This window comes from Cryptosporangium phraense (genome assembly GCF_006912135.1).
GTDB classification, from domain to species: Bacteria; Actinomycetota; Actinomycetes; order Mycobacteriales; family Cryptosporangiaceae; genus Cryptosporangium; species Cryptosporangium phraense.
Map to the genome: position 1 here is coordinate 80,315 of NZ_VIRS01000007.1, position 21,602 is coordinate 101,916.

Annotated in this window: 21 protein-coding genes; 10 read left to right on the forward strand and 11 right to left on the reverse strand. The window is 73.2% G+C overall.

All coding sequences use genetic code 11. The features are described 5' to 3' along the window. The first annotated feature begins 2 nt into the window (after positions 1-2). Entirely contained in the window at positions 3-1,196 is a 1,194-nt protein-coding gene (locus FL583_RS12105; RefSeq protein WP_142704693.1) for a cytochrome P450, read from the forward strand. Here FL583_RS12105 and FL583_RS12110 read toward each other — a convergent pair whose 3' ends face one another. Then, on the reverse strand, positions 1,197-2,051 hold the full coding sequence (locus FL583_RS12110) for a mycofactocin-coupled SDR family oxidoreductase (RefSeq protein ID WP_205752056.1): 855 nt from the start codon (positions 2,049-2,051) through the stop codon (positions 1,197-1,199). A gap of 76 nt (positions 2,052-2,127) precedes the next feature. Between FL583_RS12110 and FL583_RS12115 the strand changes: the two genes are divergently transcribed. Together FL583_RS12115 and FL583_RS12120 are read left to right on the forward strand one after the other, a co-directional pair. Beyond that, on the forward strand, positions 2,128-2,682 hold the full coding sequence (locus tag FL583_RS12115) for a TetR/AcrR family transcriptional regulator (RefSeq protein WP_142704694.1): 555 nt from the start codon (positions 2,128-2,130) through the stop codon (positions 2,680-2,682). A gap of 70 nt (positions 2,683-2,752) precedes the next feature. After that, entirely contained in the window at positions 2,753-4,312 is a 1,560-nt protein-coding gene (locus FL583_RS12120) for a glycoside hydrolase family 18 protein (RefSeq protein ID WP_142704695.1), read from the forward strand. Here FL583_RS12120 and FL583_RS12125 read toward each other — a convergent pair. The 3 genes from FL583_RS12125 to FL583_RS12135 are packed head-to-tail and all read right to left on the reverse strand — an operon-like array spanning position 4,301 to position 6,281. Further along, entirely contained in the window at positions 4,301-5,239 is a 939-nt protein-coding gene (locus FL583_RS12125) for a pyridoxal-phosphate dependent enzyme (protein WP_142704696.1), read from the reverse strand. The genes FL583_RS12120 and FL583_RS12125 overlap by 12 nt on opposite strands. 9 nt (positions 5,240-5,248) lie before the next feature. Next, positions 5,249-6,076: a helix-turn-helix domain-containing protein gene (locus FL583_RS12130; RefSeq protein ID WP_142704697.1), complete on the reverse strand. Its 828-nt coding sequence runs from the start codon at positions 6,074-6,076 to the stop codon at positions 5,249-5,251. 10 nt (positions 6,077-6,086) lie between these two features. Beyond that, the gene (locus tag FL583_RS12135; protein ID WP_142704698.1) at positions 6,087-6,281 is read right to left on the reverse strand and encodes a hypothetical protein; all 195 of its coding nucleotides are present in this window, start codon (positions 6,279-6,281) and stop codon (positions 6,087-6,089) included. A 153-nt stretch (positions 6,282-6,434) separates the two neighbouring features. Between FL583_RS12135 and FL583_RS12140 the strand changes: the two genes are divergently transcribed. Then, positions 6,435-7,373 carry an exopolyphosphatase gene (locus tag FL583_RS12140; protein WP_142704699.1) on the forward strand — a complete coding sequence of 313 codons (939 nt, stop codon included), beginning with the start codon at positions 6,435-6,437 and terminating at the stop codon, positions 7,371-7,373. 30 nt (positions 7,374-7,403) lie between these two features. On the opposite strand, the gene FL583_RS12145 is transcribed toward FL583_RS12140, so the two are convergent. Continuing rightward, positions 7,404-8,300: an AraC family transcriptional regulator gene (locus FL583_RS12145; RefSeq protein ID WP_142704700.1), complete on the reverse strand. Its 897-nt coding sequence runs from the start codon at positions 8,298-8,300 to the stop codon at positions 7,404-7,406. A gap of 58 nt (positions 8,301-8,358) precedes the next feature. Between FL583_RS12145 and FL583_RS12150 the strand changes: the two genes are divergently transcribed. Further along, positions 8,359-9,093, forward strand: a complete 735-nt coding sequence (locus tag FL583_RS12150; RefSeq protein WP_142704701.1) for an SDR family oxidoreductase — start codon at positions 8,359-8,361, stop codon at positions 9,091-9,093. An 8-nt stretch (positions 9,094-9,101) separates the two neighbouring features. On the opposite strand, the gene FL583_RS12155 is transcribed toward FL583_RS12150, so the two are convergent. Together FL583_RS12155 and FL583_RS12160 are read right to left on the reverse strand one after the other, a co-directional pair. Then, entirely contained in the window at positions 9,102-9,944 is an 843-nt protein-coding gene (locus FL583_RS12155) for an SAM-dependent methyltransferase (protein WP_142704702.1), read from the reverse strand. Between the two features lie 51 nt (positions 9,945-9,995). After that, positions 9,996-10,625, reverse strand: coding sequence for a TetR/AcrR family transcriptional regulator (locus FL583_RS12160; protein ID WP_142704703.1), 630 nt, complete (start codon positions 10,623-10,625; stop codon positions 9,996-9,998). A 68-nt stretch (positions 10,626-10,693) separates the two neighbouring features. Between FL583_RS12160 and FL583_RS12165 the strand changes: the two genes are divergently transcribed. Both FL583_RS12165 and FL583_RS12170 read left to right on the forward strand, forming a co-directional pair. Then, the gene (locus tag FL583_RS12165) at positions 10,694-11,515 is read left to right on the forward strand and encodes an oxygenase MpaB family protein (RefSeq protein WP_142704704.1); all 822 of its coding nucleotides are present in this window, start codon (positions 10,694-10,696) and stop codon (positions 11,513-11,515) included. Positions 11,516-11,619: 104 nt separating this feature from the next. Further along, positions 11,620-12,816 (forward strand): TetR/AcrR family transcriptional regulator, encoded by a 1,197-nt coding sequence (locus tag FL583_RS12170; protein ID WP_170323613.1) that lies wholly within the window; start codon positions 11,620-11,622, stop codon positions 12,814-12,816. Positions 12,817-12,953: 137 nt separating this feature from the next. Here FL583_RS12170 and FL583_RS12175 read toward each other — a convergent pair whose 3' ends face one another. Beyond that, complete coding sequence (locus FL583_RS12175; protein ID WP_170323614.1) at positions 12,954-14,516, reverse strand: HNH endonuclease signature motif containing protein; 1,563 nt, start codon at positions 14,514-14,516, stop codon at positions 12,954-12,956. 239 nt (positions 14,517-14,755) lie between these two features. On the opposite strand from FL583_RS12175, the gene FL583_RS12180 reads away from it, so the two are divergent. The 3 genes from FL583_RS12180 (at position 14,756) to FL583_RS12190 (ending at position 19,224) form a co-directional block, all read left to right on the forward strand. After that, positions 14,756-16,573 carry an AMP-dependent synthetase/ligase gene (locus tag FL583_RS12180; protein WP_142704707.1) on the forward strand — a complete coding sequence of 606 codons (1,818 nt, stop codon included), beginning with the start codon at positions 14,756-14,758 and terminating at the stop codon, positions 16,571-16,573. Positions 16,574-17,087: 514 nt separating this feature from the next. Then, positions 17,088-17,780: a GntR family transcriptional regulator gene (locus tag FL583_RS12185; RefSeq protein ID WP_142704708.1), complete on the forward strand. Its 693-nt coding sequence runs from the start codon at positions 17,088-17,090 to the stop codon at positions 17,778-17,780. Positions 17,781-18,090: 310 nt separating this feature from the next. Further along, positions 18,091-19,224, forward strand: a complete 1,134-nt coding sequence (locus tag FL583_RS12190; RefSeq protein WP_142704709.1) for an acyl-CoA dehydrogenase family protein — start codon at positions 18,091-18,093, stop codon at positions 19,222-19,224. On the opposite strand, the gene FL583_RS12195 is transcribed toward FL583_RS12190, so the two are convergent. From FL583_RS12195 to FL583_RS12205, 3 genes are all read right to left on the reverse strand, one after another. Further along, positions 19,219-20,247, reverse strand: coding sequence for an LLM class flavin-dependent oxidoreductase (locus tag FL583_RS12195; protein ID WP_142704710.1), 1,029 nt, complete (start codon positions 20,245-20,247; stop codon positions 19,219-19,221). The two genes, FL583_RS12190 and FL583_RS12195, sit on opposite strands and share 6 nt — an antisense overlap. 21 nt (positions 20,248-20,268) lie before the next feature. Continuing rightward, a complete protein-coding gene (locus FL583_RS12200) occupies positions 20,269-20,682 on the reverse strand; it encodes a TIGR03668 family PPOX class F420-dependent oxidoreductase (RefSeq protein WP_142704711.1) in 414 nt (137 codons plus the stop codon). Positions 20,683-20,750: 68 nt separating this feature from the next. Then, positions 20,751-21,536 carry a TIGR04222 domain-containing membrane protein gene (locus FL583_RS12205; RefSeq protein ID WP_240746669.1) on the reverse strand — a complete coding sequence of 262 codons (786 nt, stop codon included), beginning with the start codon at positions 21,534-21,536 and terminating at the stop codon, positions 20,751-20,753. Positions 21,537-21,602 lie beyond the last annotated feature (66 nt).

Here is a 21,602-nt window from a genome sequence, read left to right on the forward strand (position 1 = left end):
CCATGGACCCCATGCCGTATCCGGTCACCGCGCCGGCCGGGCTCGAGGCCGATCCGGCCCTGGCCCGGCTGCGCGACGAGCAGCCGGTCTGCCCGGTGCAGCTCCCCTACGGCGAGCCGGCCTGGCTCGCGACCCGCTACCAGGACGTCCGCACGGTGCTCGGCGATCCCCGGTTCAGCCGGGCGCTCGCCACCGGCCGCGACGAGCCGCGGATGCGCGCCTACCGGTCCAGCGGCTCGACGATCCTGAGCCTCGATCCGCCCGACCACAGCCGCCTGCGCCGCCTGGCGATGACCGCGTTCACCGCCCGCCGGGTCGAGGACCTGCGGCCGGGCGTCCAGCGCATCGCCGACGGCCTGGCCGACCGGATGCGCGAGGAGGGGCCGCCCCGGGACCTGGTCGCGGACTTCGCGCTGCCGCTGCCGATCACCGTCATCTGCGAGCTGCTGGGCGTCCCCTACGACGACCGCGCGGACTTCCGCGTCTGGTCGGACGCGTTCCTCTCGACGACGCGGTTCTCGATGGAGGAGGTCCTGGAGAACGTCGGGCGGATGCGCGCGTACATGGCCGGGCTGATCGCGCAGCGCCGCGCGGACCCCCGGGACGACCTGATCAGCGCGCTGGTCGCGGCCCGCGACGAGGACGAGGACCGGCTCTCCGAGGACGAGCTGCTCTCGCTGGCCGAGGGGCTGCTCGTGGCCGGCCACGAGACGACCGCGTCGCAGATCCCCAACTTCGTGTACACGCTGCTCACCCACCCGGCGCAGCTCGCCGCGCTGCGGGCCGATCTCACCGGCGTCCCGGCCGCCGTCGACGAGCTGATGCGGTACGTGCCGCTCGGCGCCGGGGCCGGCATCGCCCGGTACGCCCGGGAGGACGTCGAGCTGTCCGGCGTCACCGTGCGGGCCGGCGAGCCGGTCGTCGCGTCGCTGCCGTCGGCCAACCGCGACGCGGACGTCTACACCGATCCGGACACCCTCGACCTCCGGCGCCGCGAGGCGCCGCACCTCGGGTTCGGCTTCGGGCCGCACCACTGCCTGGGTGCGGCCCTCGCCCGGATGGAGCTGCAGGTGACGCTGGGGACGCTGCTGAGCCGCCTGCCGGGGTTGCGGTTCGCGGAGACCGGCGACGACGTGCGCTGGAAGGAGGGCCTGGCCACCCGGGGCCCGGAGAAGCTGCTGCTGACCTGGGACTGATCAGGACGGGACGTCGGCCGGGCGGACCGCGAGCGTGCCGCCGGCGTCGACCGCGAGCTGCTGCCCGGTGACGTACCGGGCCGCGTCCGACGCGAAGTACAGCACGGCCTCGCTGATGTCGACCGGGTCGAGCGTGTTCACCGGCAGCTTGTGCATCGACCCGAACGCGGGCAGCGCGTCCTCGTAGGTCGGGTGCTCGAGGTCGGGCCGGAAGACCTTGTACATCATGTCCGAGAGCAGCATCGGCGTCGCGATGTTGCCCGGGTGCACGGCGTTGACCCGGATGCTGTGCGGCGCGAGCGTGCCCGCCAGGTCGTGCACGAGCCGGGCCACGGCCTTCTTGGCGTGCGAGTACCCCGCCCCGCCGACGCCGGCGGCGTCGACCGAACCGGGCAGGAACGCGGCCATCGACCCGGTGACGACGATCGACGCGCCCGCGCCCAGGTGCGGGAACGCCGCTTCGAGGGTGTTGATCACGCCGCCGAGGTTCGTCGAGACCGTGTCGAACCAGGCGACGACCGGGACGTCGGGCGTCGTCGGGGCGATCCCGGCGTTGGCGACGACGACGTCGAGGTGGCCGAGCTCGGCGACCCCGGCGTCGACGGCGGCGCGCAGCGCGGCCCGGTCGCGGACGTCGGCGACGGCCGTCACCACGCGCCGGTCGAGCGCCTCGACCAGCCGGGCGGTCTCGGCCAGATCGGCCTCGGAGGCCATCGGGTAGGGCACCGAGTCGATCTGGGCGCAGAGGTCGATCGCGATGATGTCCGCGCCCTCCTCGGCGAGCCGGACCGCGTGGCTGCGTCCCTGTCCGCGCGCCGCTCCGGTCACGAAGGCGACCTTGCCTTCCATCCTCATGTGCCACTCCTTCAAAGTTCCGACCAATCTGGTCGGGGAACCTACCGCAATGGTCGGGTCTTTGTACGATGCCGGGGTGGCTCGCGTTTTCCGGTCCCAGGCCGACCAGGGCATCCTCGACCTCGCCGCGTCGCTGTTCGCCCGGTACGGCTACTCGCAGACGTCGGTGCAGGCCGTCGCCGACGCCGTCGGCATGTCCAAGGCCGGCCTGCTGCACTACTTCCCGTCCAAGGACGCGCTCCGGGACGCGGTGGTGGCGCGCAGCACCGCGCTGGCCGAGGAGGTCCTGGCCGAGGTCGCCGACCTGCCGGTCGGCCCGGAGCGCGACCGGCGCGCCCTCGAGGTGCTCGTCGATCAGGCGCTCGGGACGCCCGGCCTGACCGCCTACCTGCTCAGCACGACGGCCGCCCACGGCGACGACCACGCGGCCGGCATCAACGACGTCGTGATGGCCGCGTTCGGGGTCGGCCCGGACGCCGGGCCGGAGCGGCGGATCCGGGTCCTCGGGGCGATCGGCGCGCTCTCGGTCGTCGCGATCGCCGCGCACCGGGCCGGGAAGGCCGCGGCCTGGCGGTCGTATCTGATTGCAACGAGCGTGGATGCGCTGGGATTCTCAGACCGGCCTAAGTGATCCTTAAAGCCGTCGAATCGGCACTTTGGATCCGGATCCCGGGCCCGGTAACCGGTCATAACGTCAGCGGATGCCCTACGTCTCCGCGCGCGAACTGCCTCCCGACGGGTTCCGCGGTGGCCACCGCCGCCCGGCCGGCCGCCGGGTCCGCCGGGCGCGCCGGATCGGGCTGGCCGGGCTGGTGGCGACCGCGGTCGCGGTCACGGTGGCGACGTTCACCGCGGGCTCGGCCCAGGCCGCCGGGATGTCGGTGGCCTACGCCCAGACCGCCCGCTGGGACAGCGGCTACACCGGCACGTACACGGTGACGAACACCAGCGGCGACGACGTCGAGCACTGGTCGCTGACGTTCGCGCTGGCCCCGGGCGCCCGCCTCGACAAGGTGTGGAACGGGAAGGCGACGGTCCGCGGCGCGGACGTGACCGTCGCCAACGAGTCCTGGAACGGGCACCTCGCGCCGGACGCGTCGGTGGTCGTCGGGTTCGTCGCCGACGCCAGCGGCGCCGAGCAGGCGCCGCCCGCGCAGTGCACGATCAACGGCGTGAGCTGCGGCAAACCCGGCCCGCGACCGTCGTCGCCGAGCCCGACCGCGACCCCGACCCGGGCGGTCGGGTCCGGCGCGCTGCCCCCGGAGACCTCGGCGACGTCGTCGCCGCCGGAGTCGGTCCCGCCGGCCGAGCCGTCCGCGGCCGCGCCCTCGGCGGCTCCGCCGGCCGGTTCGTCGTCAGACGGCCCGATTTTTTCGCCGTATGTCGACGTCCTGCTGAACCCGCCGTTCGACCTGGCCGACGCGGCCGCCCGGACCGGCGTGCGCCGCTACACGCTGGGGTTCCTGGTCGCGGCCGACGGGTGCGCGCCCAGCTGGGGCGGCGTCCTGCCGGTCGGCGACCCCGGCCTGGCCGAGCGGATCGCCGCCCTCCGGTCGGCCGGGGGCGACGTCCGGATCGCGTTCGGCGGAGCCAACGGCCCCGAACTGGCGACGGTCTGCGACACCCCCGACGACCTGGCCGACGCCTACCAGCGGGCGATCGACGCCTACGACGCGACGATGGTCGACTTCGACGTCGAGGGCGGCGCCCTGGCCGACAGCAGCGCGAACGCGAAGCGGGCGGCGGCGATCGGGATCCTGCGGGCCCGCAACCGGGGCCTGGACGTCTCGGTGACGCTGCCCGCGCTCCCCCAAGGCCTCACCCAGGCCGGCGTCGACCTGCTGGCCGGCGCGGCCGACGCCGGGATCGACTTCGACGCGGTGAACCTGATGGCGATGGACTACGGCGACGCGGCCGCGCCGGACCCGGACGGCCGGATGGGCCGGTTCGCGATCGACGCGGTGACCGCGGCCCAGGCCCAGGTCCGCGGCGTGTTCGGCCTGAGCGACGACGAGGCCTGGCGGCGGCTCGCGGTGACGCCGATGATCGGCGTCAACGACGTCGCGACCGAGGTCTTCTCGCTCACCGACGCCGCGGCCGTGGCGCGGTTCGTCCGGGAGAAGAACCTGGCCTGGTACGCGATGTGGTCGGCGAACCGGGACGTCCCGTGCCCGGGCGGGCCCCGGCCGGCGGCCCAGCCGACGTGCTCGGGCGTCGCTCAGGAGCAGTCGGCGTTCACCGGGGCGTTCCTAGGGCAGTGAGGACGCCAGCTCGGCCGCCTGCGGGTGGCCGAACAGGCCGGGCAGGCCGCCGGAGTGCAGCAGGACCACGCGCCGCCCGGCGCGGAGCGTCCCGTCGGCGACCGCGGCGACCAGGCCGGCCGCCGCCCGCCCGGTGTACACCGGGTCGAGCACGACGCCCTCGGTGCGGGCGACCAGCCCGATCGCGTCCCGGACGGCGTCGGTGAGCACCGCGTATCCGGCGCCGACCTGGTCGCCGCGGATCGTGAGCGCGCACGGATCGGTGCCCGGCGCGAGCGCGGCGACGCGGGCGGCCGGGTCGGGCACCGCCCCGCAGTCGACGCCGAGGACGCGGTCCGGACCGAGCGCGGTGACCAGCCCGGCCATCGTCCCGCCCGAGCCGACCGCGGTCACGACCGTCGCGACGCCCGGGACCTGGGCCTCGATCTCGGCCCCGGCGTCCGCGTAGGCCCGGGCACCGACGACGCTCGAGCCGCCGAACGGGACGACCTCGACGGTCTCGCCGGCCGCGCGCAGCCGGTCGGCTTCGGCGTCGGCCCGGGCCGCGAGCCCGGCGTCGTCGGCCGGACCGGCGAACACCAGACGGGCCCCGAACAGCGCGTCGAGCAGCACGTTCCCTACCGGAGAGGCGGGCGGGTCACCGCCGAGGACCAGCACGGCGCGCAGGCCGAGCGCGGCCGCGGCGGCCGCGGTCGCGCGGGCGTGGTTGCTCTGCGCGGCCCCGGTCGTGACGACGGCCGTCGCGCCGTTGGCGACGGCCGCGCCCAGCGTGTACTCGAGCTTGCGGACCTTGTTGCCGCCGGCGCCGAGGCCGACCAGGTCGTCGCGTTTGAGCCAGAGGTCGTCGGCGCCGAGCCCGATCGCGGTGGCCAGCCGGGGCACGGCCTGGACCGGGGTCGGCCAGGACCCCAGCGTGACGCGGTTCATGTCAGGTTCCTATCGGTGGGCCGTGGCCGTCTCGTCGAGGAGGCGCAGTGAGCGTTCCGAGTCCGTACCCGGTTCGGCGTGGTAGATCACCAGCAGCTGGCCGCTCGAGTCGCCGATCGCGAGCTTCTCCCGGTGCAGCTCGAGCGGCCCGAGCCGTGGGTGCCGGAACCGGGCCGCGCCGCCGGCCAGCGCGACGACGTCGTGCCGGGCCCAGATGTCCCGGAACCGCTCGCTCGCCGCCGACAGGTCGCCGACCAGCGCCCGGACGTCCGGATCGTCGACGTCGGTGCCGACCGAGGAGCGGAACGCGGCGACCATGCCGACGGCCGCCTCGTCCCAGTCCGGGAACAGCGCGCGCTCGTCGTCGTCGAGAAAGACGTCGCGCAGGCGGTTGCGGCCGGACCGGATCCGCGGGGACAGGGCCGTCGCCGGGGCGTTGGCGGCCAGCACGTCGAACGCGCGATTCTCGACGAAGGCCGGCAGGCCGAGGGTACCGAGCAGGGCCCGGATGCCGGGCGGGACGGCCTCGGTCGACGGGGGCCGCGGGGCGCGCGGCGGACCGGCGGCGAGGCTCAGCAGGTAGCGGGTGGCGGCCGGGTCGAGCCGGTAGACCCGGGCCAGGGACTCGAGGACGGGCGGGGACGGGTTGCGGTCGCGGCCCTGCTCGAGGCGCAGGTAGTAGTCGGCGCTGATGCCGGCGAGGGTGGCGACCTCCTCGCGGCGCAGACCCGGCGTGCGCCGGGCGCCGGTGACGCGCAGGCCGACGTCGGCCGGGTCGACCCGCTCGCGCCGGGCCCGGAGGTACTCCCCGAGGGTGTTCGCGTCGGGACCGGCCACGCCGACCAGCTTAGATCGGCAGGTATTCCTCGACGTGCGGGCGTCCGGCGTCGAAGACGGCGTCCTCGGGATCGTCGGGGCGGTACTCGGGAACGTCCTCGGCGTGGGGGTGGCCGCCGAACGTCGGCGTGGCGCCGTCGGCGGTGTCCTCCGGGTCGGGCGTCCAGCCGGGGAGCTGGTCCCAGTGACCGCGGGTGTCGGCCATCGTGCTCCTCCGCTCGGCGGGTTCGTGCTACCTCCCGACGGTACTGCGGAACTGCCACCGAATTGCACCGATGCAAGACCTCCGGATCGTGCCGGAGCCGCCGATGGGCCGATGAGAGACCGGTCCAGATGCGCGCCGATCCGAGGAACCGCGATGACCTACCGCCTGGTGACCCGCAGCGACTTCGACGGGCTGGTCTGTGCCGTCCTCCTGCGCTCGCTGGACCTCGTCGACGAGATCGTGTTCGTACACCCGAAGCCGGTGCAGGACGGTCTGCTCGAGATCACCGACCGGGACATCCTCACGAACCCGCCGTACTCGCCGCGGGCGCACCTGGTGTTCGACCACCACCACTCGGAGGCGCTGCGGGTCGGGACGTCGGCGAGCAACTACGTGCTGCGCCCGGACGCGCCCTCGGCGGCGCGGGTGGTCTACGACTACTTCGGTGGCGCGGCCCGGTTCCCGAAGATCTCGGACGAGATGATGCGGGCGGTCGACGCCGGCGACTCGGGCGCGTACGACATCACCGAGATCCTGTATCCGCAGGGCTGGACGCTGCTGAACTTCCTCATGGACAGCCGGACCGGCCTGGGCCGGTTCCGGCACTTCCGGATCTCCAACTACCAGCTGATGATGCGTCTGATCAGCCTGTGCGCGGAGAGCCCGTCGGCGGCCGACATCCTGGCCCAGCCGGACGTGGCCGAGCGGGTCGAGGTCTACCGCAAGCAGGCCAACGCGTTCACCGACCAGCTGCGCCGGGTCGGGCGGATGGTCGACGACGTCGTCGTCGTGGATTTCCGGGGTGAGCAGGTCATCCACGCCGGCAACCGGTTCATGGTGTACGCGCTGTTCCCGCACGCCCGGATCTCGATCCACGTGCTGCCGGGGCGGGGTGGGCTCAATACCGTGCTCGCGGTCGGGAAGTCGATTCTGGACCGCTCGTCGCCGACCGACATCGGTGCGGTGATGCTCCGGCACGGAGGTGGGGGGCACCGGAACGCCGGGAGCTGCCAGACCGACAACGAGCACGCGGACGACGTGCTGGCCCGGGTGGTGCGCGAGGTCGCCGACCCGGCGCGGGTGACTACGTGAGGTAGGGAGTCGGCGTGTCCTCGGGGCGGGTCAGCGGCGGGACGCCGCCGGGGAGCGGCCCGTGGTGCGTTTGAAGGCGGCGCTGAACGCGCTCTCCGAGGCATAGCCCCAGCGGCGGGCGGTCGCCGCGACGGTCCGGCCGGCGGCGAGGTCGGCGCCTGCGCCGCGCATGCGGTGGCGCAGCAGGTATTCCATCGGCGGGAGCCCGGTGGCGGCGGCGAACCGGGCCGCGAACACGGTCCGGGACGTGCCGGCCACGGTCGCCAGCGTCGCGACCGTCCAGCGGTGCCCGGGCCGGGCGTGCATCGCGTCCAGAGCCGCCTCGATCGCGGGGTCGGCCGGCGAAGGCGGGTCCGCGAGCTCCAGGAGCGTCCCCATGGCCTGGAGGGACAGGACCCGGGTGAGGTGCCGCCGCACGGCCGCACCGACCGGGCCGGGCGTGGCGGCCTCGGCCGCGAGCAACGTGAGCGTGCCGAGGACCTCGGCCCCGAGGAGCGCGGTGCCCGGCAGGGCGCGGAGCAGCATCCGGGCGGCGGCGGGGTCGCCGAAGCCGAGCGCGCCGCCGACGAGGCGGGTCTCGCCGGGGCCGCCCCGGCCGACGGAATAGCGAGCGACGCCGTCGCCGGTGCCGGTGAACGTCGCCGGGCCGGACTCCGGCGTCAGTCGTGGGTCGCTGGCCACGACGTACGCGGACCCACCGGTCAGCAGATACGACTCGCCGGCCCGGAGGCGGACCGGCGCGACCTCGGTCGTGCTGATCCAGCACGACCCGGCGGCGACCCCGACGACCTTCGCGTGCGGATATCCCGAAAATTTCAACGCCCAGGGGCCGTCGGCGCGGAGGACGGACGGCGCCGCGTCGCGCACCTCGGCGAGCGCGTCGTCGAGGAACGGACGATTCAGCACAGAGTTCGAACGATCGCGCATGGCTGGTCGGCAGCCCCCTTCCTAGCGTCGAAACTACCGAGACAGGGAGCGAATACCCATGACGCACGATCTGACCGGCACAGTCATCGCGATCACCGGCGCGAGCAGCGGCATCGGGGCGGCGACCGCCACGCTGCTGGCCGAGCGCGGCGCGCACCTCGTCCTGGGCGCACGCCGGGAGGACCGCCTGAAGGCGCTCGCGGCCGCCCTGCCGGGCGGGGAGGCGGCTTTCGCCGCCACCGACGTCCGGCGGCGGGAGGACGTCGCGAACCTGGTCGCGCTGGCCGGGGAGCGCTTCGGCCGGCTGGACGTGCTGGTCAGCAACGCCGGGATCGGGCCGGTCTCCCGGCTCGACGATCTGCGGGTCGACGAGTGGGACGCGATGGTCGACGTCAACCTGAAGGGCGTGCTGCACGGCATCGCGGCCGCGCTGCCGGTGTTCCGGGCCCAGGGGCGCGGGCACTTCGTCACGGTGGCGTCGACCGCGGGGTACCGGGTCGTCCCGACGATGGCGGTCTACGCCGCGACGAAGACCGCGGTGCGCGTCCTCACCGAGGGGCTGCGTCAGGAGGCCGGCGAGCACCTGCGGGTCACGACGGTCTCCCCCGGGTTCGTCGCGACCGACTTCGCCGCCGGGTCCAGCGATCCGGACGTCCGGGCCGAGCTCGTCGCGGCCCGCGACCGGATGGCGATCCCGCCGGAGGCGGTGGCCGAGGCGATCGCGTACGCGATCGGGCAGCCGCCCGAGGTCGACGTCAACGAGATCGTGGTGCGCCCGACGGCGCAGGCCTGAGGTCCGGTCTAGCGGACGGGTTTCCGGCCGACGCCGCAGTACTGGTCGATGGCGTCGGGGCGCGGGCCGGCCGCGTTCTCGGGGTGCCAGTGGGTCACCGAGACGACGCACGGCTCGATCAGGTCCAGATCGTCGAACAGCGCGGCGAGGCGAGCCGGGCTGCGCAGGTGGTACTTCGGGTTGGCCGAGAGGTTCCAGATCCGCACGGCCTCGTTGTTCGCGGCGCTGGTGTCGCTGCCGTCGTACAGCGCGAGGTAGCTGCCCGGCGCCAGCCCGTCGAGAAGGGCGTCGACGATGGCCTTCGCCTCGGCGTCCGACTCGACGTGGCCGAGGACGCCCATCAGCAGGAGCCCGACGGGCTCGGTGAGGTCGAGCGTGCGGGAGGCGTCGCGGAGGATCGTGGCGGCGTCGCGCATGTCGGCGTTGAGGTAGTCGATGGCGTTGCCGCCCTCGGCGCCTTCGGCGCCCGCGGCGCGCTCCGCACTGTGCTCGCTTCCGTCGCGGCGGAGGAGGACGCGGGCGTGGGCCGCGACCAGCGGGTCGTAGTCGACGTAGACGACGCGCGCGTCGCGCGCGACCCCTCGGGCGACCTCGTGCGTGGCGCTCGCGGCCGGCAGGCCGGACCCGACGTCGAGGAACTGTCGGACGCCGGCGTCGCCGGCGAGGTAGCGCACGGCGCGGTTGAGGAAGGCCCGGGACAGCCGGGCGTTCTCGGCCAGGTGCGGGAGGCCGGCGATGATCTCGTCGCCCACGGCGCGGTCGACCGCGTAGTTGTCGACGCCGCCGAGCAGGTAGTTCCAGATGCGCGCGGTCTGCGGTGTGCTGGCGTCGACGCCGGTCCGGTCCGTCATGGTGTTGTCCCCGCTCGACGGTCCACTGTGGTCCGGGCCACAGCCTAGGGCCTAGGGAGGCCGCTCCCCGGCGATCGCGAGGAACAAGTCGACGCAATGATCGACCAGGGCGTCGGCCGGGACGTCGAGCTGGCCGTCGAGCAAGGACGTCAGGATCTGCGCGACCCCGCCGACGAGCAGTTCGGCCGCGACGTCGACCCGCGGCGTGCGTTCGATCCGGTAGAAGGACCGGACCTCGGCGGTCAGCAGCTCGACGAACCAGCGCGTCGACTCGGCCCGGCGGGCCGCGACGACCGGACTGGCGCCGAGCGAGCGGGCGAACAGCAACCGCCCGCGCCGCGGGTCCTCGGTGATGCGGCGAACCAGCGTCGCGAGCCCGGCCCGGGCCCGGCCCGGGGCCGTCCGGGGCGCGGCCTCGACCGCCGCGAGCAGGTCAGCGCCGAGGCCGGCCACGACGCCGTCGTACACGGCGACGGTGAGCGCGTCGCGATCGGCGAAGCTCTCGTAGAAGTACCGGGCGGTGAGGCCGGTGCGGCGGCAGACGCCGCGGACGGTCAGCTCGCCCGGGCCGTCGGGTGCGCCGAGCAGGTCCAGGCCCGCGTCCAGCAGTTTCGCGCGCCGCTCGGCCGCCCTCGCGTCGCCGGCGACACCGCCGTACGTCCGGAGCGTTCCGTCGGTCATGGCGCCCATCTTGACATCCGGGGCCGCGGTATCTGATAACAGATGTATTCAAAAATCCGGAGTTGGCGATGGCGACGCACGGAACCGAGATCGATTTACGCGCGATCGTGAACGGCGCGGGACTCCTGGCCGCCGGCGCGAACGTGATCATGCAGCTGGCGCGCCCCGGCGTGGGGTACGGCGTCGCCGAGAGCCGCGTCGAGAGCGGCCGGCTCTTCGACCATCCGATCAAGCGCACCCGCACGACCCTCTCCTATCTGGCCGTGGCGATGCTCGGCTCGCCGGAGGACAAGGCCGCGTACCGGGCCGCGGTCACCGTCGCCCACCGCCAGGTGTTCTCGACCCCGGACAGCCCGGTCCGCTACTCGGCGATGGACCCCAAGCTCCAGCTCTGGGTCGCCGCCTGCCTCTACCGCGGCTTCGAGGACGTCCAAACCGCGCTCGGAGGCGCGATGACCGAGGCCGAGGCGGCCGAGATCTACCGCCGCTCGCACACGCTCGGTACCACGCTGCAGGTCCGGGAATCGATGTGGCCGCGCGACCGGGAGGCCTTCCAGCGCTACTGGGACGCCGAGATGACCCACGTCCACATCGACGACACGGTCCGCGAGCACCTGCGGCACCTGGTAGAGCTCAGCTATCTCCCGCGCGCGGTCGGCGCCCCGCTCGCCGCGTTCAACACGTTCGTCACGACCGGGTTCCTCCCGCCGGAGTTCCGCGACCAGATGCACCTGCGCTGGGACGCGCGCGGCCAGCGGCGCTTCGACCGCCTGATGCGGACGATCGGAACGGTGTCCCGACGGCAACCGGCCGCGTTGCGGACCTTCCCGTTCAACTACCTGTTGTGGGACGTCCGGCAGCGCATCAGGAAGGGACGACCGCTGATCTGACCGGTCGGAACCCCGGGCGCGGTCCGGGCGAGTAACTTCGAGGCGTCCCGTACGACCACGCGCGACGCCCGGAGGACCCCACGGACGCAGTGCGGCAGACGCCTGTGAAGCGTCCGAAGAACCGGAAAGCTCAGATCGCCCTGGCGGCGGCCGAGCTGTTCTGCGCGCGGGGGTACCACGGCGTCGGGGTGGACGAGATCGCCGGCGTCGTCGGCATCACCGGCCCCGCGATCTACCGGCACTTCCCGAACAAGTACGCGATGCTCGTCCACGCGACGCGCGAGCTCGGCACGTCCGTCCGGACCGCCGTCGACACCGCGCTGAGCGCGTCGGACGACCCGGAGCGGCAGGTCGACGGCGTGCTGGACGCACTCGCGGTCCTCAGCCTGGAGCAACGGCGGGTCACCGGCCTCTACCAGTGGGAGAACCGCTACCTGTCGGCCGAGCACCGGGCCGAGTTCCGGCACGGCCTCGCGGCACTGATCGACCGGGTGAGCGACCGCGTCCGGGCGGTCCGGCCGGAGCTCGACCGGGCCCAGGCCCGGCTGCTGACCCGGGCCGCGTTCAGCGCGATCGCGAGCCTGTCGACGCACCGCGCGCCCGCCGCGCGGGCGAGGGCCACCGATCTGCTGCGCCGGGCCGGGTGGGCCCTGCTACGCGCCGACGTCCCCGATCTCACGCGATCGGAGTCGGCTCCCGTCAGCGCACTCGGGCCCGGACGCAGCCGCCGTGCGGCAGAAGACGCCGAGTCCCGACGGGAGACCGTGCTGGCGACCGCGATCCGGCTGTTCCACCAGAACGGCTACCACGCGGTCGGGATGGAGGACATCGGCCGCGCCGCCGGGCTCCGCGCCTCCAGCCTGTACCGGTACTTCCCGGGCAAGAGCGATCTGCTCGCCGCGGCCTACCACCGGGCCGCGGACCAGGTCGCGACCAGCACCGCCAGCTCGCTGAGCGACGCCGCCGGCGACGGCGAGGACGCGCTGCGCCGCTTGGTGAACGGATTCGTCGCGCTGACGTTCGAGCACCGGGACCTGGTCGCCGTGTACCTCGCCGAGAACAACAACCTGCCCGACCGGGACCGGCACGAGCTGCGCCGGATCCAGCGCGAGCAGGTGGAGCAGTGGGTGCGGCTGCTCGAGGGTGTGCGGCCCGGTCTGTCCACGCCGGACGCGCGCCTGCTGGTGCATGCTGCCCACAACGTCGTCACCGACCTCGGCGGCGCGACCGATCCGGCGGCGCCGGAGGAGTTCCGGCCGGTGGTGACCACGCTGGCCCTGTCGGTCCTGCACCGACCCTGAGGAGCCCAGCCGAAGGCTCCGGGTCGTCCGGCCTTCGCCATCCCTATGACCGCGTCCGGCCCGCCAGCGGGCATGCCGGTACCCGGGCCCACGGCGTTCCGTGTGGGCCCGGTGACCGTGCCACGGTCAACCCGCGCTCAGAAAGGCGGCGGCTCGTCCGGGTCCGAGGCCGCCGCGGCCCCTGCCGCCGGCCCTGCCGCGGCCCCTGCCGCCGCCTCCGCCCCGGCACCATCCGCCCCGTCCGACATCGTCATCAACGGCGCTTCCCGATCCGCCACGTCCACCGGAAGGTCGTCGTCCTCATCCAACGAATGCGTGGGCGCCTCGACCGTGTACACATGCCCCGCCGGGCTGGTCCACGTACACACCTTCCGGTCCGCATCATGATCGACGCGCCACCCGCCCTCGTCCTTGGCCCGGTGGTGCCGCCGACACAGCGGCACCAAATTGTCCGGATCGGTCGTCCCCCCATCGACCCGCCGCACGTTGTGGTCGAGGTCGCACCGATACGACGGCTGAGAACACCCCGGGAACATGCACGTCGGATAGATGGCCCGGATCAACGCCGCAAGTGGCGCCGGTGGCCGGTACACCGCCCGCCCGACATCAGTGACGACACCCCGCCGGTCGGCCAGCCACCGCTCCCACTGCCCGTCACCGGCCAACTCCCGAGCGACGGCCGGCGGCACCGGCCCGTACCCGGTCAGGTTCCCGGGCTCGTGGGTAGCGCCGAGCACGGTACTCAGCGGCGCGACCAGCGCCACCCGCGGCGCCGCGGCCCGCTTCCCCATCACGATGCCGGCCACGGCCGTGGCCCACTGCTGAGCCAGCGGATCCGGTCCGCCCTCCTCCGACGGCGTCTCCGGGCGGTCCTCGCCGCGCCACATCGGATGATCCACGGCGAGCCTTCCGAGCTCGGCCAACGCCACGAAGGCGTCCGCCCGCCGCTGGTCGATCGTCCGCTTGTCGCCCTTGACCCGCGACCGACCGGCGAGCCGATCGAGCGTCGCCCGCACCCGCGAGGCGCCCTCGGCCGGAACGAACGCACGAATCTCGGTCATCGCATCGGGCAGCGGAAAGAAGTCGACCCGCCGACCGGTCCGGGCGCGCCGCCGTCGGCGCTCCGCGCCGTCGGGATCGGCCTTGATCACCTCCCGCCGGGCGCGGGTGCCGGTCTGTGCCGGCGTCTTCTTCCGCGCCGAGTCCAGCAGCCGACGTTCGGCCTCCTCCGCCGCTTCGTCGTCCTCGAGCGGTTCGAGGCCCTTGACGATCTCGACGGCGTGCCGGTAGGTGATCTGGCCCTCCTCGAGTGCCCGGCCGGTCTGGAACCGCCGGGTCGCGAGGACGCGGGCCACGTCGATGCGCTCCGCGGCTCCCTGGGCGGACATCCGCAGCGCGGCGGACACCTCCTCCCGGCCCCAGTCGTCCTCGTCGTTCGAGCCGTGCAGGCCGTTACCGACCGGTTCGCGCCCGGCGATGTCGAGGATCGCCGCGTTCATCTGCGAGTCGACCCACGCCGCCAGCCGTTGCCAGCACTTGGCGATCACGACCTGACCGGCGATGTCCGGCAGCACTTCGGGTAACTCGGTCGCGGCCACGCCCCGGCTCCGCTTCCGGGGGTGCACCGCGACCAGCGCAAAGGCCAGCTCGGGGCCGGGCGGCAGGTCAGCGATCTCGGCGAGATCCGGGTAGTCGGGCATGCCCGCGACGCTAAGCCCGCGAACCGCCGGCGAACGCGTCGTCCACAGCCGATGCCGTCGCCCGATGAACCGTGTGGACAACTCGCGCGCCGAGGCGTTCGCCCAACAGCACTCCAAGAAAGTTAACCGTGGTTTACAGTGCTGCCAGCTCGCCCCACTGAAGCCAGCGCCGGCCATCGTGGGCGGCCCGAGTCGTCGAAAGCGTCCCGGAGCCGTCAGCCGGCACCGGGAGGTCACCGATGTCCCTTGCCGACGAATGCGCGGCGGCCACCGCCGAGCTGACGATCCCGATCCTGCTCCGCTCGAACGCCCGCGAGTTCCCCGACCGCCCCGCGCTCGCCATGCTCGACGGCTCGGGCGCGACCATCACCTGGGGCGCTCTCCGCGATCGGGTCGCCGCCCTCAGCCTCGGACTCGCCGAGCTCGGCTTACGCCGCGGCGACCGGATGCTGATCTCCGCCTCCAGCCGTATCGAGCACTGGGTGGCCGACCTGGCCGCGGTCCACCTCGGCGCGGTCCCCTGCACGACCTACGCGACGCTCAGCACCCCCCAGCTGCAGTACCTCGGGCAGCACAGCCAGGCCACGGTCCTGATCGTCGAGAACGCCGATCACCTCGCCCGCTGGTCCCCGGTCCGGCACGACCTGCCCGGCCTCCGCGCCATCGTGATGATCGACGCCGAACAACCCGACGATCGCGTAGAAACGCTCACCGCGGTCGAGGCCGCGGGCGCGGCCCGCTACGCGACCGACCCGGGCGCCTTCGACGCCGCCTGGGCCGCCGTCACCCCGGACGACCCGGTCACCCTGCTCTACACGTCCGGCACCACCGGCGACCCCAAAGGTGTCGTGCTCAGCCACCGCAACGTGCTGCACCAGGCGGTCGCGCTCGAGCTCCTGGTCGACGCGCCCCCGCACGCCCCGACCATCGCCTACCTCCCGCTGGCCCACATCGCCGAGCGGGTCCTCGGGATCTACATCCCGATCTACCGCGCCGGCACCGTCAACATCGTCCCCGATCCGAGCGGCGCCGCCGCGGCACTGCAGACCGTCCGCCCGCACTCGTTCTTCGGCGTCCCCCGCGTCTGGGAGAAGATGGTCGCCGCCCTGCAGGGCTACCTCGCGACCGCCGACCTCACGGTCCGCGACGCGGTCACGAACGCGTCCGCGCTGGCGCTGGAGAGCTCCCGCCTCCGCGAGAACGGCGAGTCCGTCCCGCCCGACCTGGCCGCCCGCCTAGCCGCCGCGGACGAAAACGTTCTGAGGCCGATCCGCGCCCTCCTCGGACTCGACAACGTGTCCTGGGCCGGCAGCGGCGCCGCCCCGATCCCGGTCGACGTGCTCCGCTTCCTGGCCGGCCTCGGCGTCGACGTGTTCGAGGTCTGGGGCATGACCGAGACCACCGGCACCGCGACGATCAACACGCCCGACCGCTTCCGGATCGGCACCGTCGGCGTCCCCAACGTCGGAATGGAGGTCCGGCTCGCCGACGACGGCGAGATCCTCGTCCGTGGGCCGCTCGTGTGCCTCGGCTATCTGCAGGCCGACGGTTCCGTCGCGCCGGTCACGGACGCCGACGGATGGCTGGCCACCGGCGACATCGGGACACTCGACGACGACGGGTTCCTCACGATCACCGACCGCAAGAAGGAACTTCTCATCACCGCCAGCGGGAAGAACGTCGCGCCCGCCCAGATCGAGAACCTGCTGCGCACGCATCCCCTGATCGGCTACGCGATCGCGATCGGCGACCGCCGCCCGTACGTCACCGCCCTAATCAGCCTGGACGAGGAAGCCGCCCCGGCCTGGGCGGCCGCCAACGGCATCGAGGCCGCCGACCCGAAGGCCCTCGCCGAACACCCGACGGTCCTCGCCGAGCTCCAGACCGCGGTCGACGCCGCCAACGCCCGCCTCGCCCGGCCCGAGCAGGTGAAGACGTTCCGCGTCCTCCCGGGCCCGCTCAGCCCGGAGTCCGGCGAGCTCACCCCCACCCTGAAGCTCAAGCGCAAGACGATCCACGACCGCCACGCCGACCTGATCGAAGACCTGTACCGCTGACCCCCGCTCCGTTCGGCGCTCGGCCGCGCCTCCCGGCCTCCTCCGCCTTTTTGATTACGCCGAGCCCGCAACGTGGAACAGCAGGGTCCCGTGCCCCGGACCACCGAAAGCGCAAACTGCGCACGAGCCGCCCGCCCAAAGCCCCCGAACGCGGTCCCGAGACCACCGACCCGCACCCGCTCAGCACTGCAATGACCGACGGGACTGCGCCCGAGGCGCCCGACCCCGGCCAGTGCCACCGCCAGAACCCCAGAATGAAGCCTCCGCAGGCCGAGCCACTATCGTGGCCTCGCGACCGATAGCCGCCCAGATCCCGCCCGACCCCCGAGCGCGCTACCGCGGCGACAACGTCCGCACAAACACCGGCCGCATCCCCGCCACCCAAACAGGCGTGGCCAGCGCCCGAACGCGGCCAGCATCCGCTCGTCGAGCGGCTCACAGCAGGACGTCCCCACGCTCCCCACTCCTATATTTGATATCTTGCCGCCAGATGCTCCCCCAAAAAGGAGTCCGTATGACGACGCCGGCCGCCGGCACCCGCGCCCGCCGCCCGGCACGGCTGGCCCGCCCCCAGCTGTCCGAAGAGGTCGTCGTCTACCTCCGCGACCTGATCATGTCCGGCGAACTCCGCCCAGGTGAATTCATCCGCCTCGAAGAAGTCGCCGCCACGCTCGGCGTCAGCATCACCCCGGTCCGCGAGGCGCTGCTGACCCTGCGCGGCGAGGACATGGTCGAACTCGAGCACCGCCGCGGCTACCGGGTCGCGCCGCTGTCGCACCAGGACGTCGCGGACATCTTCGACCTGCAGGCCCACCTAGCCGGCCGGCTGGCCGCCCGCGCCGCAGCGGCCATCTCCGACCCCGAACTCGCCGACCTCCGCACTCAGGCCGACGGCCTCCGCGACGCCACCGACCCGGCCGACATCGAGCAGCGCGAATACGACTTCCACCGCACACTCAACCGGATCGCCGACGCCCGCAAGCTCTCCTGGTTCCTGCACACCGCGACCCGTTACACGCCGGTCCGCCTCTACTCGTCCGACCCGGACTGGCGAGCGTCGATGCTGGCCACCCACGACGCCCTGCTCGAGGCGCTCGCTGCCCGCGACGGCGCCCGCGCGACCGAGGTGATGACCCGTCACTTCACCGACGGTGCCGAGCGCCTCCAGGCACACCTGGACAGCATCGCCTTCTGGGACGAGCGCTAACCGGCCACCTCGCCCCACCAGCCGAAACCTGCAACAGCCGCCGCCCCGGTCGTCAATACATCCAGGCGGCGCGGCATCCGCTCGGAACCAAGGCAGCCAAGCCTCGAATCGTCGCGGCCACCTCGTCCAACAACCGACCGAGAGCCCGTCCCGAAACAGCAACCGTCCCTAACGGCCGAAAGCCGACCCACCACGCCGACCGCCGCAACCCAGGCCAGCCACCGCGGCCGAAAAACGAACCCATATCCCGGCGAACCAAATATATTTGGTATTTAACATTCAAGCCAACGACACCCCCTCGGAGGCCCCGATGACACCCGACCTCACCGACGAGCAGCGCGCGTTCGCCGCCGCGGTCGCCGACTTCTGCCATCGCGAGGCCGGCACCCGCGAACAACGCGACGCCCTGGCCCCCGACGGCGGCCGCCACAGCCAACCCCTCTACCGAAAAATGGCCGACCTGGGCTACCTCGGCGCCGGCCTCCCCGAGGCCTACGGCGGCTCCGGCGGCGGTGCCGTCGAGCTGTGCCTGTTCCTCGAAGAAACCGGCAAGGCGCTCGCCCCGATCGGCGGCTTCGCGACGTCGATCATCGTGGCCGGCGCCTACGAGCGGTTCGGCACCGAGGAGCAGAAGAAGCAGATCCTGGGCGGCATCGCGGCCGGCGCGGTCGAGTCGATCTCGATGTCGGAGCCGGGCGCCGGGTCCGATGTGGCCGCGCTCAGCTGCCGGGCCGAGGAACGCGACGGCGAGTGGCTCATCAACGGGCAGAAGACCTGGTGCTCGAACGCCCACATCGCCGACCACATCCTGCTCGTCGCCCGCACGTCCGGTTCCGGCCACCAGGGCTTGACGATGTTCAACGTCCCCACCGACGCCCCCGGCCTGACCATCCGCGGCATCGACACAATGGGCGGCAAGGAGGTCAACGACCTGTACTTCACCGACTGCGTGCTGCCGACGTCGGCCGTCGTCGGGGAGGTCGGCAACGGCTGGAAGCAGCTGATGGCCGGGCTCAACTTCGAGCGGCTGGTGTTGGCCGCGCTGATGCTCGGCACGGCCGAGCGGGCCTTCGACGACACGCTCGCGTACGTCAAGGAGCGGACGCAGTTCGGCCGTCCGATCGGGACGTTCCAGGCCCTGCGCCACCGCCTCGCCGACCTGGCGACGGAGCTGACCTGCGTCAAGCTGCTCGTCTACCAGACCGCCGAGCTGGTCGACGCCAACCCCGGCACGCTGTTCCCGCGGGAGGCGTCGATGGCGAAGCTGAAGGCGACCGAGTTCGCGAAGGCCATGGCGCTGGAAGGCATGCAGATGATGGGCGGCTACGGCTACGCGACCGAGTACGGCATGGAGCAGATCCTCCGCGCGTCGGTGATCAGCACGGTGTACGGCGGCACCAGCGAGATCCAGCGCGACATCATCGGAAAAACGTACGGGCTATGACGCCACCGCCGGCTTCCAGCCGATCGCCGGGGCCACGTGCTCGGCGATCGTCGCCAGGATCCGGGCGTTGTACTCCACGCCGAGCTGGTTCGGCACGGTGAACAGCACGTAGTCGGCGTCCTGCACGGCCTGGTCCTCGGCCAGCTCGGCGGCGATCACGTCCGGCTCGCCGGTGTACGTGCGGCCGAACCGGGCCCGGACGCCCTCGAGCAGGCCGACCTGGTCGCCCTCCCCCGAGTCGCCGAAGTACATCCGGTCGAGGTCGGTCGTGATCGGCAGCACGCTGCGCGACACGGACACCAGCGGCGACCGGTCCCAGCCGTGCGTCGCCCAGGCCTCGCGGTACTGCCGGATCTGCTCGGCCTGGAGCTGGTCGAACGGCACGCCGGTGTCCTCGGAGAGCAGCGTCGAGGACTGCAGGTTCATCCCCAGCGACGCGGCCCAGACCGCGGTCGCGCGGGTGCCCGCGCCCCACCAGATGCGTTCGGCGAGGCCCTCGGACTGCGGCTGGATCTTCAGGCCGGCCCGGACGCCCGCGCGGGCCGGGTCGGTGGTCGCGACCGCGGCACCCTGGATCGCGGCCAGGAACAGCTCGGTCTTCGACCGGGCCAGGTCGGCGACGGTCGAGCCCTCGGGCGCGCGGTAGCCGAACGACTCGGCGCCGTTCAGCGCCGTCTCCGGTGAGCCCCGGCTGACGCCGAGCTGCAGGCGTCCGCGGGCGATCAGGTCGGTCGCGGCGGCTTCCTCGGCCATGTACAGCGGGTTCTCGTAGCGCATGTCGATGACGCCGGTGCCCATCTCGATCCGGGACGTCCGGGCCGCGATCGCCGCGAGCAGCGGGAACGGCGACGCGAGCTGACGCTCGAAGTGGTGGACGCGCACGAACGCCCCGTCGACGCCGATCTCCTCGGCGGCCTGGGCGAGATCGATGGACTGGTGCAACGCGTCCGCCGCCGACCGAGTCTGCGAGCCGGTGACGTCACGCCAGTGCCCGAAGCTGAGAAAGCCGATTTTTTTCGCCATGACGACGCCAACAATAGTTGATCAGTCAACAATTCCGGAGTAGCTCCAGCCGCTCCAGCGCGTGACCTCGATCTCGATCATCGGGCCGCCCGGGCGCCGCTCCCGGTACTGCGGGTACTTGGCGACCAGCGGATCGGGCGCCGGGACGTCGAGCACCCGGGCCGTGCCGTCGGCGCGGGCCCACCACAGCTGTTCCCAGTCGTCGTCGTAATGGTCGGCCAGCAGGGAGACCCGCGGGTTCTCGGCGATGTTCGCCAGCCGCTTCAGCCGCGTGTGCCGCTTCGGTTTGGCGTCCACCGCGATCAGGACGGTCTCGCCGACGACGGCGAACGTCGCCGGGACCAGGTGCGGCACGCCGGCCGCGTCCGCCGTCGCCAGCCGGACGACGCGCGCGCCGGTCAGACGACGCCGGGCCTCGGCCGCGGAGAGTTGCATGCCGCCATCGTCGGTCCGGGTCGTACCGCCTGTCGAGATCCGGCCCGGGCGCCAGCGTCGCCGGCACTTCAGTCCGGGTCGCGGTCGCGGAGCACCACCCGGCCCCCGCGCCAGCGGTACGACCCCCACGACGTTCCCGACCCGGACGGCGCCGGGCCGGCCAGCGAGGCCCCCGACAGCGCCGCGCGGTACGGGCCGTCGTCCGGCAGCAGGTCCAGGGCCCGCCGGCCGGCCGGGGTCCGCGGGTCGTGGACCGGGCCCCGGGTCGTCGGTACCACCTCGGACAGCCACTGGGTCAGCAGCACCAGCGCGGCGATCCCGCCGACGAGTAACGCCAGGCAGGCGATGCCCGCGGCCACCGCGCCCGACGGTGAGTCCACCTTCAGCGCGTCGAACACCGCAACGACCAGCGCGGCCAGCAGCACGTAGCCGAGCGCACCGAGGCCCAGCACCACCGCCGTCGAGACCGGTCCGCGCGCCGACCCCTGGTAGCGCAGGCGCCGGGTCAGCAGCCCGGCCCGGCGCAACCGGCCCCAGGCCGGCCGCAGCCCGCTGCCCCCGGCGATGCCGGCTCGGACGTCGTCGACCGTGCAGCCCGGCCGTCGGCGTACGACGTCCACCACCGCGGCCCGCAGCGACGCGTCCGCCGGAACGTCGGCCGAGACCAGTTCGATCCCGCCGTCGGAACCGATCCGCAGGTGGCCGGAGGCCACCAGGTCGGCGAGGACGACGTCGGCGACGCGGCCGGGGCCGCCCGCGAGGAGCGCGACGTCGACGGGCGCGGGGGCGCGGTCGAGCCAGGCGCGGGCGCGATCGTCCGCCGACGTGAACCACATCGGCGGGTCCTCGGTCATCACGGCCGAATTTCAGCACGTCAGTACCGTGATCCGGGGCGGCCGACCTGTTGTTCACCGAGCCGT